16 protein-coding genes are annotated in these 13,745 nt (G+C 69.2%); 3 read left to right on the forward strand and 13 right to left on the reverse strand.

Annotated features, from left to right (window positions below):
• Positions 1 to 104: 104 nt before the first annotated feature.
• From ACXKR8_RS26960 to ACXKR8_RS26980, 5 genes are read right to left on the reverse strand one after another with little or no spacing between them, the layout of a single operon-like run.
• A complete protein-coding gene (locus ACXKR8_RS26960; protein WP_458267166.1) occupies positions 105 to 257 on the reverse strand; it encodes a hypothetical protein in 153 nt (50 codons plus the stop codon).
• Entirely contained in the window at positions 254 to 622 is a 369-nt protein-coding gene (locus ACXKR8_RS26965; RefSeq protein ID WP_458267167.1) for a hypothetical protein, read from the reverse strand. Before ACXKR8_RS26965 ends, ACXKR8_RS26960 begins: the two co-directional genes overlap by 4 nt.
• A complete protein-coding gene (locus tag ACXKR8_RS26970; RefSeq protein WP_458267168.1) occupies positions 619 to 984 on the reverse strand; it encodes a hypothetical protein in 366 nt (121 codons plus the stop codon). The genes ACXKR8_RS26965 and ACXKR8_RS26970 overlap by 4 nt, the downstream gene beginning before the upstream one ends.
• Complete coding sequence (locus ACXKR8_RS26975) at positions 981 to 1,637, reverse strand: RNA polymerase sigma factor (protein ID WP_458267169.1); 657 nt, start codon at positions 1,635 to 1,637, stop codon at positions 981 to 983. Before ACXKR8_RS26975 ends, ACXKR8_RS26970 begins: the two co-directional genes overlap by 4 nt.
• Positions 1,638 to 1,639: 2 nt before the next feature.
• Positions 1,640 to 2,236, reverse strand: coding sequence for a hypothetical protein (locus tag ACXKR8_RS26980; protein WP_458267170.1), 597 nt, complete (start codon positions 2,234 to 2,236; stop codon positions 1,640 to 1,642).
• 195 nt (positions 2,237 to 2,431) lie between these two features.
• On the opposite strand from ACXKR8_RS26980, the gene ACXKR8_RS26985 reads away from it, so the two are divergent.
• From ACXKR8_RS26985 to ACXKR8_RS26995, 3 genes are all read left to right on the forward strand, one after another.
• Positions 2,432 to 2,674, forward strand: a complete 243-nt coding sequence (locus ACXKR8_RS26985; protein ID WP_458267171.1) for a hypothetical protein — start codon at positions 2,432 to 2,434, stop codon at positions 2,672 to 2,674.
• A gap of 464 nt (positions 2,675 to 3,138) precedes the next feature.
• Positions 3,139 to 3,324, forward strand: coding sequence for a hypothetical protein (locus ACXKR8_RS26990; protein WP_458267172.1), 186 nt, complete (start codon positions 3,139 to 3,141; stop codon positions 3,322 to 3,324).
• 521 nt (positions 3,325 to 3,845) lie between these two features.
• Positions 3,846 to 4,766, forward strand: coding sequence for a DUF2199 domain-containing protein (locus ACXKR8_RS26995; RefSeq protein WP_458267173.1), 921 nt, complete (start codon positions 3,846 to 3,848; stop codon positions 4,764 to 4,766).
• A 223-nt stretch (positions 4,767 to 4,989) separates the two neighbouring features.
• Here ACXKR8_RS26995 and ACXKR8_RS27000 read toward each other — a convergent pair whose 3' ends face one another.
• The 8 genes from ACXKR8_RS27000 to ACXKR8_RS27035 form a co-directional block, all read right to left on the reverse strand.
• Positions 4,990 to 5,634, reverse strand: a complete 645-nt coding sequence (locus ACXKR8_RS27000; RefSeq protein WP_458267174.1) for a dihydrofolate reductase family protein — start codon at positions 5,632 to 5,634, stop codon at positions 4,990 to 4,992.
• A gap of 176 nt (positions 5,635 to 5,810) precedes the next feature.
• The gene (locus ACXKR8_RS27005; protein WP_458267175.1) at positions 5,811 to 5,936 is read right to left on the reverse strand and encodes a hypothetical protein; all 126 of its coding nucleotides are present in this window, start codon (positions 5,934 to 5,936) and stop codon (positions 5,811 to 5,813) included.
• 845 nt (positions 5,937 to 6,781) lie between these two features.
• Positions 6,782 to 7,369 (reverse strand): GNAT family N-acetyltransferase, encoded by a 588-nt coding sequence (locus ACXKR8_RS27010; RefSeq protein ID WP_458267176.1) that lies wholly within the window; start codon positions 7,367 to 7,369, stop codon positions 6,782 to 6,784.
• A 149-nt stretch (positions 7,370 to 7,518) separates the two neighbouring features.
• Positions 7,519 to 9,537, reverse strand: coding sequence for a WD40 repeat domain-containing protein (locus ACXKR8_RS27015; protein ID WP_458267177.1), 2,019 nt, complete (start codon positions 9,535 to 9,537; stop codon positions 7,519 to 7,521).
• 47 nt (positions 9,538 to 9,584) lie between these two features.
• Positions 9,585 to 11,114 carry a hypothetical protein gene (locus ACXKR8_RS27020; RefSeq protein WP_462099869.1) on the reverse strand — a complete coding sequence of 510 codons (1,530 nt, stop codon included), beginning with the start codon at positions 11,112 to 11,114 and terminating at the stop codon, positions 9,585 to 9,587.
• A gap of 506 nt (positions 11,115 to 11,620) precedes the next feature.
• Complete coding sequence (locus ACXKR8_RS27025; protein ID WP_458267179.1) at positions 11,621 to 12,184, reverse strand: hypothetical protein; 564 nt, start codon at positions 12,182 to 12,184, stop codon at positions 11,621 to 11,623.
• A gap of 395 nt (positions 12,185 to 12,579) precedes the next feature.
• Positions 12,580 to 13,440: a HEAT repeat domain-containing protein gene (locus ACXKR8_RS27030; RefSeq protein ID WP_462099870.1), complete on the reverse strand. Its 861-nt coding sequence runs from the start codon at positions 13,438 to 13,440 to the stop codon at positions 12,580 to 12,582.
• On the reverse strand, positions 13,424 to 13,666 hold the full coding sequence (locus ACXKR8_RS27035) for a hypothetical protein (RefSeq protein ID WP_462099871.1): 243 nt from the start codon (positions 13,664 to 13,666) through the stop codon (positions 13,424 to 13,426). Before ACXKR8_RS27035 ends, ACXKR8_RS27030 begins: the two co-directional genes overlap by 17 nt.
• Positions 13,667 to 13,745 lie beyond the last annotated feature (79 nt).

Here is a 13,745-nt window from a genome sequence, read left to right on the forward strand (position 1 = left end):
GGCTGGAGCCCGGCGGCGTGGCGGTGACCACGGCACGCTTGCGGGAAAATTGCCCGCAAGCGTGCTGGCCTTCCGCCGCGCCGCACGGGCACGGGAAGGTCGGGTCAGAAGTGAACGGTGGCCTCGACACAGAGCACGTCGGGCTGCTCGTCGGACGGGTAGGGGTCGGTGATGTCGGTCAGGTCGTCGAAGGCCTGGCGGAGCCGGACCAGCCCGAGGGCGATCTCCGACTCCAGGCCGGTGAGGCGGATCCTCACTGCCACACCCCCGCCTCGGCGGCCGGCACCGGGACGGCGCCCGCGGGGGGCTCGGCGACGTGCAGGGCCGCTTTGACATAGGCGATGCAGAACCAGTCCGCACCACCCCAGCGGCCTTCGGCACGGAGCGACTGCATGGGGCCGTGCTGCGCCGAGTCGTAGTCGTGAGCCTCGACCTCGAGCTCCAGGGCGGCGGCCAGCAGCCGGAGCGACTCCTCGCCCCGGTCGTGGGCGACGGTGATGAACGGGTAGATCGTCGCGTCCAGTTCGATCCGCCAGCCGAACGGCAGCTCGTCGACCTCGGGGTGGGTGGCGAGCAGCAGGTGCAGGGCGGCGGCGCTGATGTGCGCCGAGGGGCCGGTCACAGGGCACCGTCGTTCCAGGCGTCGGGCATGGCCGCCCACGTCTGCCAGAAGGTGTGCCCGGCCGGCGTCAGGGCCGGGTGGGAGTACCCGAGCTGGTGGTACCTGACCAGGATCTGGGCGGCGTCCTCCCAGAACCGGCACGGGATGATCGCGTTGACGACGACCATCACGACCGGGTCGTCCTCGAACGTCAGCACCGAACCGGAGATCTTCGGGTCGAACCCGACACCGAGGCGCACGTCCCAGCAGTTCCGGAGCCCGACCTCGGAGTCGAGCGGCACGTGGTGCACCGTCCGGCCGCCGAACTCCAGCAGGTCCACCGTGCGGAACACGGCAGGGCGGGTGATCGTGGTGTCGGTCATCGGGTCACCGCCAGGGCGGACTGTGCGCCGGCCGCAGCGTCCCAGGCGGACCGCAGGGCAGCGACCGTCTCAGCGGCGCCCTTGAAGGCGTCCAGCGCCCCCTGCTCGGCCTCGGCGGCGTGCTCGACACATCCGGTGCAGCGGGCGACCGCTGCGGGGTGCACGGCCATCCGCAGGCCGCTACGGGCGGCGAGCAATGCACGGTGAGCCGTGCGGTACGCCTCGGCGACCGGGATCAGGGCGTCCTTCGCGGACTCCAGTTCGGCGAACAGGCGTGCCAGGTGCGGCATCTCCGTCAGCGGCCCGGCCAGGGTGCGGGTCGCGGGCACCTCGGTGTCGGTGAAGTCCGTCGCCGTCTCGTGGTTCATGGACCGCCGGTAGTGCCAGCTGATGACCTGCCGGCTGATCGTGGCCAGCAGCCCGAACACCCGGTCGTCGACCGCGGTACCGGGGGCCACGTAGTAGCGCCAGAGCCGGATGAACGTCTCCTGGGTGAGGTCCTCGGCGAGCTGCCGGTCCCGGTATCCGAGGCGGGCGCTGATGTAGCCGGTGACGCGCTGCTGGAAGGTGCCCATGATGGCGGCGAGGATCTGCTCCGGGGTGCCCTGATAGGTCTCGCCGGGTGCCAACTCGGTGCGGGTGAGGGTGGCCATGGTCAGACCCCCGCGTAGTAGGACCGGGCGGCGTGGGCGTCAGCGGCCGTGCTGTCCGTGCTGTGGCAGTCGGTGCACACCGTGTCGCCGTTGCCGTCCTCGGACAGGTCCGCGAGGTCCCATGTGCGCCCGCAGCGGGCGCAGTCGCCGGTGGCCGGGACCTGGGTGAGCTTGAGCGAGGCGGCGGAGGTCTTCATCGGGACCGGGCCCAGGCCGTTGGCCTTGAAGATCGCCCGGATCTCGTCGAGGTCGGCGGTCTGCCGGGTCGACGGGATCCGCTCGACCAGCCAGGCACCGTAGGTTCCGGCCGGGAGCCGGTCCAGGACCTTCCGGGCGGCGCGCTTGCCCCGGTCCGCGCGGCGGGCGAGATCGGCGGCCCGGTGGAACTCGCGGGCGGCGGCCTCGACCAAGTCGACGGCCGGCATGTCGTCCGCGGTGAACAGGTCCGCCGGGTCCTCGGCGGGCTCGACGTCGACCTGCGTGCCCTGCTGGGCAATGGGGCCGCGCAGCTCGGCGACAACCGCGGAGAAGCGGGACGCCGCCCCGCTCAGGACGGAGCGGAATGGACGACGAGGGGAGAAAAGCGCAATGATCGGCACAGCCGTCTCCTTGTTTGCTCAAGGTGTTCGGTCAGGCCCCTGGCCGGTGTTACTAGCACTGCCGGGGGCCGCTTTGCGTCTACTTTGTTGCAGGACCAATGTCTCACGCGGGTGGCCTGAGCGCAACAAAGTAGACGGAGAATCTTCGGAAGCCCGTCTATTCAGTTGCGGCGAGATCGTGAGACCATGCAGAACATGACAGCTCAGTTCCCGTCCGACCCGGACCCGCGCACCGAAGCGCAGTGGCTCCGAAAGCTCGACCGCGCCACGGCTGCCCACGAGAAGACGCGGGCCTCCCTGGAGACGCTCATCGCTGATGCTCGGGACGCCGGGGTGTCACTGACCGCCATCGCGGAGCACACCCCGTACAGCCGGGAGTGGGTCCGCAAGATCGCCATGCGCATCGAGGCGGGACGCTCCACGCCGCCGGCGAGCTGACGCCGAAGAGGCCCCGTGGCGTATCACGGATTTCTCACAGACTGCCCCTGCGAAGCTGGTCGGTGAGCCGCTGACCTGGGCCTGAGACCGCTCCCCTGGACCGTGTGGACGTGACGGACGCTATTCCGTTCACTACGGATCAAGAGGTTGCAGGTTCGAATCCTGCTGAGCGCACAGCAGGCCAGAGGCCCCTTACGAGAAATCGTAAGGGGCCTCTGGCGTTGGCTTGACGGCAACGTTGACGGCAACCCTTCTGGTGTCCAGTCAGACGGCAGCCAGGACGCCTCCGGCACTGCCGTCATCGTCGTCACCGCTGGGTCTTCGTCTCGGTGATCAGCAGCTCGCCGCTTCGCCCTGGTCGACCCGGAGCGATGAAGCTGGCGACCCTGCACGGCCGATCTACGCTTCTGGCAGGCCACCCCCTCGATCTCCAGGAGACCGATCCAGTGCTCCGCTGAAAGTTCATGATCGCCGCCACCGGCAGCCTGCTCAGCTTCGCCTTCGCCCCACTCCCGGCCAACGGCCGCATAGGAATGAGCGACGTCGGACGCATCAGCGAAGGTCAGATCCTTGTACGAGCAGTGGGGGATCGCTGGATGGGTGTCATGCAGCTCTACGAGGACGCCCCGCTGATCAGACCCATCGTGTGAATGACGAGCCTGCCCATCCTCGGTGATCAGGTCGATGGGCGACCTCTTCGTCAGTAGAGGTCATCAAGGGGGTCGATGCGTCGGCGGAACTCCGCTGCTCGGCGCCGGGACATGCCTCGCGCCACGCTCTCAAGGAGATCTCGGGCTTCCCGCGGGTCACCGCAGCATTCCCAGATTCCGCAGCCTCCGTCGGTGTCCACCCACAACCGACGATAAGGATCATGGACGAAGGAACGCCAAAGGCGAAGGGCTGTCGCTGTCATGCCGGGCGAGAAACCCCGCGTGGATTCCAGTCGGGCGATCTCAGCCAGGACCTGGGGGGACAGTCCGCGCATTTGATCCGTCACCAGGCATGGCCAGTGCCGCGCGAACTCGGCGGCACGGAGTCGGCTCGGCCGCCTACGCGGCATCGCCCTTTCTGTTGGTCGTCATGAAAATGAGTGTTCCACGCGAACTGAGCGCGGCTCAAGCGGTGGCAGCCACCGGCTTGGCTGTCACTGCGCCCAGCTAGGCTGCGCGCCATGATCAGCCACCCTGTTCCGGTCTGCGCCTGCTGCGGCGCACCCACGCCCGACGACAAGCGCATCGATGTCCGCTTCGGTCTGCCGGATGCTGTACTGGGTAGCGGCGAATCGTCACGACGGCATCCACACGGACTGCAGGCCCTGCTGGCGACCGACAACCTCGGCTCATTCATCCGCTGCCTGCTGCCCATAGGGCTTACCGGTGACATCGAACTGGTCATCGGTACCTGGTTGCGGATCAGCGATGCCGATCTTGCTCTGGCTCGAGACGTCTGGGAGGAACCCGCGTACGGCGACCTCGTCCTCCATGGCAGCCTCGCCAACTCGATCCGCCCCTGGGGCGACGAGCTCCTGGGCGCACCGGTCACCATCGCTGTGAGAGAGCGACACGAAATCCCCTACGCAACGGCTTCCGAGCACCCGGTTGTCTCCAGGATCCTGACGTCGACATGGGACCGTGACTACGTCCTCAGTCGCTTCGGCCATGCCCTCGCCGTACCTGTACGTACGCGGATCGATGATCGCTGGTCCATCGAGCGCACTGCTGGTCTCACAGGCCGCGTTCACGACGGTAGTCACCGGTTCGCCGGTCCCGGGCGCACGGTCATCATCGACGCGCTCACCCACTCCGACCCTGATGCTGATCCGGAGACCCTGTTGACCGGCCTGCTCAAGGACGCACCTGCTGTCCCGGCGGCCCAGCAGACCGACGAGCGCGAGCCCGGATGCATGCGCCATGCCCTTTGGCTGTCGGCCACACGCGGTGAACGCCAGCAGCACGAGCTCCATGGTCACGTCGTTGTTCCGGGAGCTGCGTTGGTCGTTGTCTGCATCTCGGACGACGCGGACGACCTCGCCTGGGCACAGCACGTCTGGCGTTCCGTCCGCGTCGAAGAGGGTGACGAGGTTCAGTCGTGACCTTGAACACCGCACTTCCGTCCCCCTCCGACCTGGAACTGCTCCGTGAGCACCTCGGCGATGGCGGTCCCGAGGACGCCCTCGGCTGGGAGGCCATGCACGCCTTCGAAGCCCACCACGGCATCACGCTGGGCCTCTGGCGTTGGCTTGACGGCAACGTTGACGGCAACGGCCTCCGCAGCCTCGGCGTGACCGCGAGCTGTCGCTACGGCGGCTCGCGGAGCTACGGCCGGGTGAAGGTCAGATGGGTGATACCGCTGGGTGTCGTCACCGACTCGACCTGGAACCGCTGTTCCAGCCCTTCCAGCCCGTCCCACAGCCGCTCACCGCGACCCAGGATGATCGGGACGACGGCGACGTGGAGGTGGTCGACCAGGTCCTCCGCGAGGAACTGCCTGACCGTGGTCGGGCCTCCGCCGATCCGCACATCGAGGCCGCCCGCGGCCTCGCGGGCCTGTGCGAGCACCTCCTGCGGTGAGGCGTCGACGAAGTGGAAGACGTTGCCGCCCTCCATCTCCAGGGACGGGCGCGGGTGGTGCGTCAGCACGAACACCGGGGTGTGGAACGGCGGGTTGTCCCCCCACCAGCCCTTCCACTCCTCGTCGGTCCACGGGCCGCGCTGCGGGCCGAACTTGTTGCGGCCCATGATCTCCGCCCCGATGCCGGCCCCCCAGGTCCAGGCGAGGGCGTCGTCGACACCGCTGTTGCCGCCGGACTGGCCGTGCATCTCGTTGAAGGCGCGGGTCTGCATGAACCACTCGACCAGCCGAATCCCGGCATGCCCGAACGGCGCCTCCAGTTCCTGTCCCTCCCCGGCGGCGAACCCGTCCAGCGACACACTGAAGTTGTGCACTCGAACACGCGACATGACACTCACGTCTCTCACTCGGACTCCATCGTCGAACCGAGCCTAAACGCGTCCACTGATATTGGCCGGATCACTCGCCGCGCGAACGGGCCCAACCTCACCACCCCCGGTCGCCCCGCCGGCTGCACGGCACCAGACGTGAACGTCCCGGTCACAACCGCGCTGATCGGTGCCGACTACTTCTTGTGCCGCTGCTGACGCCGAAGCCAGAACCGGTTCGCAGACGCCGACCGGGCCCACTTGGAGAGCACCATGACGGCCGTGGCGCCGATGACGGCCAGGACGGTCCAGAGGGTGTGCACGACGACGGCCCTTCGGTCGGGTTCTGTCGTCTACCCCGCCCGCGAATGGGTACCCGGGGCAATGCCAATGGCGACCGCGGGACTCTCCTGGTCGGCGGATACACTCCGCCCTGGACGAGGCACGTGAGCACCATGCGTTGGGCGCGGGTACGAGGGACAGCCGTCAACGTGGCTGGCACTGGGGCGTGGATGCTTGCCTGGCTCTGGGCCGACGACCACGACTTCAATGGGTTCGGCCCCATGTCCACCCGACGATGGCGGCAAGTCCGCCGGTCCGCGGCAGACCTGGTGACTGCGAGGCAGCTCAGGTGACGCCCAACCGCTCAGGTGCACCGCGCGGGGCGGGTAGGTTGCGGCCATGGCATCTGAAGCGAAACCGTCGGCGATAGCGAAGCTCGCGAGATTCTTGGGGCTGGTGGAGTACGGCCCCGGCGGGGAGCCTCGGCCTGGCGCAGCGAAGCGGTCGCGTTTCGGTCCTGTGTCCTCGCGTCTCGATGAGGAACTCGACAACCTTCGTGAGCGCGTTGCGGAGCTTGAGCGGCAGGTCCGCGATCAACCTCAGGAGCACTGACCGTCTACTCGCCTGGCGTGGCGTGGCGTGGCGTGGCGTGGCGTGGTGTCGGTCCCGGGAACGCGAAGCCGAGGAAGCTCAGCGAGCTTGATCTCCCCGGGCCATGCGGGACCGTCAGCTCGCCGCGGTGCGCCTATGACGAAAGCAGCGGTCCGGGTTCATGGACCTGGAGCACCTTCGACATTTCCATCGTGTGGATAACCCCTATGGGCACGTGTTCGATCGCGAATGGGCATCGTCAACAACCCCTCCGGGCGTAGCCGGCCGGCCGGGTTCAGGTGTCTCGGAGGCGGGCGTTCAGGTGCATGTCGTGACGGCCGTCGTCATGGACCGCGGCGCTGCGCTTGGTGCCCTCCAGTTGGTAGCCGGACTTGGTGGCGACCTTGCAGGAGGCGTGGTTGCGGGTGGAGTGGTCCAACTGCAGGCGGTGAAAACCGATCTCGTCCAAGGCCCAGGCACTGAGCGCGGAAAGGGCGCGCGAGGCGACACCCGCGCCGCGAGCTGCTGGGAGCACCCAGTAGCCGACGCCGGCCATGCCGTCGTCGAGGTTGACGCTGCTCAGCGCGATGCGGCCGAGAACTTCGCCGCCATCGCGGGTAACCGCCCAGTGGCCGCCCTGCTCGCGTTCCCAGTCCTGGCGATAGGCGTCGAACCATTCCCGGACGCGGGTCTCGGACGACGGGCGGCGGGTGTGCCACCGGCGGATCTCGTCGTCCTGGTACGCGGCCAGGAATGTCGGCACGTCAGCCGGTTCCCAGGGACGCAGCAACAGGCCCTGGGCGGCGGGCAGTGCGGGTTGTTGGAGGGAGCCCGCGAGCGAACCGGGCAGAACGGCGGGAGGCGTCGACAGATCGCGAGTCACGAACCATGGTCACTCGACGGCCGCCACAGCCGTCAAGGTTGCCTTCGCTCATATTGTTGCTGTTGCTGTTGCTGTTGCTGTTGCTGTTGCTGTTGCTGTTGCTGTTGCTGTTGCTGGGCGCGGGGTCTCCACCGTGCAGGAACGGGGGTTCACTCCCGGGTGAGCGGGAGTCCGAGGACTCCGTGGCCATGGCCGACGATTAGGTCGGAACCCGCGGTGGCCAGGCAGGAGACCGCCACGTCCAGGGCGATGTGCTGCACCGTGCCGGTCGCCGGCTCCCACACCCGCAGGTTGTGCCTATGTTTGACGCCGACGACCAGGACGCTGCGACCGTCGTGCAGTGTGGTGCCGGTCATGACCGGGATGCCGGCGGATCCCGTCGAGGCGGGTAGATCATCGCTGATCGGCGCACCGGTCGCGAGGTCCCACAGCGTGACCGTGCCGAGGTTGTCTCCGGTGGCCAGCACGGCTCCGTCCTGGGTGGGTACAGCCGCCACCGCCGCCATCGCTCCCGGGCGGTGGCCGGCATCGTTGACGGCGCGTCCGCTCAGTTGCACGGCCGCGCCTCGCTCCCAGGGGTCGTCGACGGCCGGATCCCACACATGGACGCGGCCCGGAGTGTCCGTGGCGGCGATCAACGTATGGCCGGGGGCGATCGGGACGGCGGCGATCGACTGGATCGGAGCACCATAGGGGTTGAGGCGCCCGACAGGCTCACCAGTTACTGGATCCCACAACCGGACCGCGCCTCGGGAGGTGGCGGTGACGAGCAGGGTTCGTCCGTCGGGGACGGTCGCGGCACACATCCCGATCACCCCGCCGGGCCGGTCGCCCACCGGTTCGCGTGCTGGCTGCCCGGTGACCGCGTCCCACACCGCGATCGTCCCGCTGTCGCCTCCGCTCGCCAGCAGGCTGCGGCCTTCGGGCAGGAGCAGGGACGTCATCGAGCGGATGCGGTCGGGATGTCCCGGCAGCAGCGGTCCATGGATGAGTCGGCCGTCGGCCGCATTCCACAGGCACACCGCACCCCTGTCGCCGGCGCCGGCCACAAGCAACGGGTGACCGGGGCGGGTCACCACCGTCAGCGAGTTGACGCCTCCGAAGGAACCGGGCGCGGAATCCGAGAACACCGAAATCCGGCCCCAGGGTGTGCCGTCGGCCGCGAGCAGGGCGCTTCCGTCCTGACGGAGTTTATGGAACTGACGGGGGAGCCGGGTCGCTGCTGACGTCGCCGTGGTCGCCGACCGGTCGGCAGCCGTCCCCGCCTGCGGCAGATGCTCCTGGGGGCGCGCACCGGTCGGATCCTCCACCAGGCCGTCGGCGATCGTCCAGGTCTGCTCGCAGCCCCAGCAGCGGAAGTGGCCGGTGAGCAACATCAGTTTGCGGGCCAATTCCCTCCCGGCCCCCTGTGGGGCGCCCTTGGCCGCAACCATCCCGGCAACCAGGCACAGGACGGCCGGCCCCGGTGTTTCCGGGGGTATTCCCGCCGCCGCGACCGTACGCGCCACCCGCAGAAAGGGCTCCCACCCCGCTCCCAGCGCGTCCTCCCGCAGGGCGGTGGCGATCTCGTTCCAGGAGGAGCCCCAGGGCTGCTCTTCCTGACGGGCCTGGCCCGGATCGGGCAGCTCGGGAGCCTTGAAGGGCGGACGCACCGGGTCCACGAAGAACGGGTCGATCTCGGTATCGTTCCCGCACCCGGGGCACAACAACTGGAGGTAGCTCTCCTGGAGCTCGAGATTCCACAGCGCTGCGCCGGTGTGGTGGCCGGCGAAGGCAACACAGCTCAACGCGAGATAGGCGCAGTCGTTCGCGGGAACAGCGGCGGTGAGAAAGCTCTGTGCGGCCGCCTGTTCAGCCAGTCGAAGTGCGGCACTGAACCCCGCCTGGAGTTCGGCCGGGACGGGGGGCCTGTCCTCCGCCGTCACGATGAATCCCAGGTCCACCCAGAAATCCGCGGACTGTTCCGGCGGCAACGCCGCTGCGGCCTCGACCAGATGCGGTAGGGCTGCATAGGCGCCGTCGACGACGGTTCCGTCGTCCAGCAGGCCTCCGGTCATCTGCGTCCAGGTCTGCCTCCATTCATCGCCGGTCCCGGTCCCAGCAGCGGTCCCGGTGGCGGCCGCGGATGCCATCTGCTCCAGCAGCGCTTTCACCTCATCGGCCGTCACCCCGTCAAGGTCCCGCCAACGAGGGCTGTGCAGGGGCAGCTTCGGAATCATGGAGTGAGTCTCGCAATCATCATCTGATCGGCGACAGTTGCCATCGCACGGGGCGCAATTCGTTCCAGGAGCGGCAGGACGGCGGCCCAGCCGTCGAGGAGCAGGACCCGTACGGCAAGCTGCCGCGCGTCGGACGGCTCGGACAGCTCCGCGAGTGCGGCCAGTGCACGGGCTCGGGTCGCGCGGTAGGCGATCGAGTGGGTGAGTGCCTCGGCCCGGTCCGGATCGCCGCGCCGGGCCAACTCCCTGACGACCGCGACCAGTGCCTCGCCCTGTGCCCATGGGTCGGTGATGGTGTGGGCCAGGGTCTCGGCCCGGTCCGGATCGCCGTGCTGGGCCAGCCCCCGGACCACGTCGATCATTGCCCTGGTCTGTGCCCGGCGGTCGGTGATCGCGTGGGCCAGGGCCTCGGCCCCGTCCGTGTCGCCGTAGCGGGCCAGCGCCCCGACGATCTCCGCCTGCCGCCCCGCGCGCTGATCCGGGTCGATTCGGTCGGCGAGGGCCATGGCCCGCTCGACCTGCCCGCGCCGGGCCAGCAGGAGTGTCACGGCCCGCAGCAGAGTGTGGTGGTCGGGTCCGAGGTCGGTGTCGAGCATGGTCTCCGCCCGGTCGGCCAGGGCGAGGGCAACGTCCTGGCCGGCGGTGTCGGCGGCGTCGGCGGCTTCTGTAGCTTCGGCAGTGCCGACGGTCTCGGCGACCGCGTCCAGCACACAGGCCATGTCCCAGGCATCCAGAGGGGATCCGGGTGGTTGCGGAACGGCGATCATCTTGTACAGGACTTCCTGCGGTGCCACGTCCTGGCCGGCGGTTTCGCCGGGCGCCGGCAGGCCCGTCCCACCCCCGACGTCGAGCGGGGGTCTGGGTGAGGGGCGCAGCAGGGCGTCGACCCGGTACAGGTCTCCGCTCAGCACCTCACAGGCCAATACCATTGCCAGGGGCCGGGGTTGAGGCCGGGACCATGCCTCCGGGCTACGGGATCGGGCGGAGTCCTCCACGCGGTCGGCGAGCTCAGCGGCCCGGACGTGGTCGCCGGCGGCGGTGGCCACCTCCACCAGGAGGGCGAGCACCCGTCCCATCTCGCCGTAGCCGGAGGAACTCACCTCGGCGTCGGCGCGGGCGGCGAACCTCAGCGCTTCCTGGGTGTCGCCGTCGTCCGCCGCCACCTTCGCCAGCATGGCCCAGGCTTTCCCCCAGTTGTGCGGATAGCGGATCCTTTCTGCCAGAGCGGTGGCCGTGTCGCGTTCACCGGCGCGGGCCCACGCCGGTACGAGGACGAGCAGTGCCTGGTCCCGTAGCCCCAGCGGGATCGACTCGGCCAGTGCCTGGGCGCCGCGCAGGTCTCCCGCGCCGGCCGCGGCCGTCACCAGCGCCAGCAGCTCCTCGCCCTGTTTGAACTCGTCGCTGATCGTGTACGCCAGCTCAGCCGCGCGCGGGAGGTGGCCCGTGCGTGCCAGCGCCCGCCGGAACCACTCGATGGTCGGACGGCTGTCCGGGGCGCTTCCCGCCGACAGTCGGAGAACGGCCAACAGGCAGGGCTCGAAGCCCCTTTGAACGATGCGCCCACCCGCGTCGTGCTGCGGTGCCAGGCCGTGACGCTGCTCCCGTTCCCGTGTCATGAAGAGCTCTTCGCCCCACTGGGCCATCCCCTTCGGCATGTCTACAGCGCTCCCTCGGTGAAGCTGGCCCCCGGCGTGCGCACGTGCTCCCGCCGGCCTCGCCGGACCAGAGAAATCCTGGGACCGGCGCGGCGGACCCGACGGCGGCGGACGGTCGTGGGGCGCCCGCGTCCGTGGTCGCCTTCCTTCCCGCGGCTCTGGTCGATCACTGCTCTCCTGCTGACCATACGGGTGGGGACTGACAAGGCAATTGCCCGCGTAGTGCAGGCAGTGAGGGGACGCGTAGCAAGTGCGCGGCAGGCCGGCCTGAGCGTCTTCGAAATGCCTGTCCCGGAGGATGTCGCCTCGGAGGAGTAATCGGAGGAGCAAGAGGCTTCGTCGGTCGTACTGGTACGGCGCCGAGGTGAAGCGGGTCGCTACTGGTAGGACTCCTCGAACTCCGAAGTTCCTTGGTACCACTGCCCGTTCGGCTGACAGGCGGGGACCGAGAAGCCCTCGTAGCCGAAGTAGCCGGCCTTGCTGGCCTTCGCGGGGAAGCTGGTGGAGATCTCGACGGTGCGCGTCCGGTGTCCGGCGAAGGTGCCCATAGCCAGCTCCTTGGTGTCCCAGTAGGGGGAGCTGACGTTCTTGCGTCCGGCGTGGAAGGCGAGGCTGAGGAGTTTCCAGTGGCCATTGTCGATGCGCCACCAGATCTGCGGCGCCGCGTGGGGGGTGCCTTGGCCGGCGTAGGCGAGCTGGAGGTAGAAGAGCACGTTGGTCCGGGGTGCGGCCTGGGTGTTGTAGACCGGCGTGAAGATGTCGATTTTCTGTCCGGCCCGGCGGGCGGTCGGCACGAGGCCGAAGTGGTCGGCTGCGCGCAGGCTGTGGTCCGAACAGGCGGCTGGGGCGGTGCTTCGGCCGGCGGCGCTGGCCGTTGCCGGTATGAGGGCGGTTGCTGCGGCGATGGCCAGTGCCACGGCTGTACGGCGGGTGGGTTTCAAGGATGCTCCCCGATGGCTCGCTGATCGAGTTCGTGATCATAGCGAGCCCGCACGTCCTGGGCTGTACGCACGGGCGGGGTCAGCGGTTGCGGCGCTCTCGGCGGCGGCGGAGGTACCTGGTGACCCAGGGGCCTTGCATGAGGCTGCCGACGAGTACGACGGCGGCCAGGATGAGGAGCAAGCCGGGGAAGGTCATGCCTGGCGTCTGCCCGGGGCGGGGGAGAGTACGCGGTGGGGGAGTTGTACGCGGCAGGGGAGCCTGCGCGGCGGGGAGAGCGTACTCGACGACGGCTACTGCGGGGGCGTGTCGTCCGACGCGGGGGTGGGGGTGGTGCTGGCCTGGACGGCCTGGGCGCGCTGCTTGGCCCGGCGGAGGGTGAAGTAGCCGATGGCGCTTACCCCGAGGCCCCCGGGAGACTGTCAGCCCGCGGCCCGCTCCCCACAGGATCAGCGAGGTCGGCCACCACCAGCTCGGCGGCCCGCGCCGGCTCCCCGTTGGCGCGGGTCAGCAGTGAGGCCGCGTCGTAGCTCGTGTCGGCCGTCTCTCGATGGGTCACCTTCATCCCGTGCACCGACTCGAAGCGCGGTGAGCAGAGCGCCGCGTCGAGGTCGGGGCGCAGCCGCTCCAACTCCAGGACGACGGCCCAGGCGTCGTCCTCCATACGGGCCCGCCGCACCGGGTCGCAGGCCGCGACGGCCCTGTCCGTCCCGGGTGAGTCGGGCTCATAGGTGTCCAGCGCCGGAAGGAGTTCGGGGACGCCCAGGATCGCTGCTGCGTCGAAGGTGAGGAAGTAGGCCCCGTCGTCGGAGTCCAGCAGTCCGGCGATCAGCGGGACGGCACGTGGGTCGTGCCGTCTGGCCAGCCCCCGCGCACCCTCTTCCCGGACCTCGCTGTACTCATCGGTGGTGCACTCCCACAGCGCGTCCCTGATGGCGGTCGTGTCCTGCTCCAACTGGAATCCCAAGGTGAAGGCCGCCCAGTTTCGGACCTCACGGTCCTGGTCCCGGGTGAGCTGGATCAGCGCCTGAACATCGGGCCCGTCGGGCAGTCCGCTGGTGACGAAAGTGATCTCCGAGGCGACCTGACGCCGCAGGTCGGCGTCCTCGTGACCGGACAGCCGGACCAGCACGGGGACGGCGCGCGGGTCCTGCGTGCGGCCCAGGCCGCAGACGAGGGACACCAGCACACAGGCCTGAGTCTCCCCCTCGGCCAGCGCCATCAGGGCCGTTGCGGCCTCGTCACGCAGAGCCTTCATGCTCGTTGGCCGCGTTTCCCACCAGATCGCAGCCCACCTCCCGCTCCAGGGCATCGGCGGACTTCAGCAACCCCAACCCGCACCGCAACGCCGCCTCCCCACCCTCCCCTTTGGCAGCCTCCCGAGCCAGCGTCCCGTAGGCCTCCCAGTCCTGCTCCGCCTCCGAGGCCTGGGCCACTCGCGCCGCAGTCATCAAGCGCGCCGCCGGCCCCATCGCATTGTCCATGTGCGCATTCTTACTGTGCACAGTCGTTCCACCTCGCGGGCTTGACCTTCACACCGCTGTCAGACTTTAGCGTGGCTCT

Source organism: Streptacidiphilus sp. PAMC 29251 (assembly GCF_054208735.2).

Coding starts and splice junctions, on each gene's coding strand:
- ACXKR8_RS27000 (WP_458267174.1), bottom strand. CDS start 5,634: ATGTCGCGTGTTCGAGTGCACAACTTCAGTGTGTCGCTGGACGGGTTC.
- ACXKR8_RS26990 (WP_458267172.1), top strand. CDS start 3,139: ATGATCGCCGCCACCGGCAGCCTGCTCAGCTTCGCCTTCGCCCCACTC.
- ACXKR8_RS27035 (WP_462099871.1), bottom strand. CDS start 13,666: ATGGACAATGCGATGGGGCCGGCGGCGCGCTTGATGACTGCGGCGCGA.
- ACXKR8_RS26975 (WP_458267169.1), bottom strand. CDS start 1,637: ATGGCCACCCTCACCCGCACCGAGTTGGCACCCGGCGAGACCTATCAG.
- ACXKR8_RS27030 (WP_462099870.1), bottom strand. CDS start 13,440: ATGAAGGCTCTGCGTGACGAGGCCGCAACGGCCCTGATGGCGCTGGCC.
- ACXKR8_RS26970 (WP_458267168.1), bottom strand. CDS start 984: ATGACCGACACCACGATCACCCGCCCTGCCGTGTTCCGCACGGTGGAC.
- ACXKR8_RS26995 (WP_458267173.1), top strand. CDS start 3,846: ATGATCAGCCACCCTGTTCCGGTCTGCGCCTGCTGCGGCGCACCCACG.
- ACXKR8_RS26985 (WP_458267171.1), top strand. CDS start 2,432: ATGACAGCTCAGTTCCCGTCCGACCCGGACCCGCGCACCGAAGCGCAG.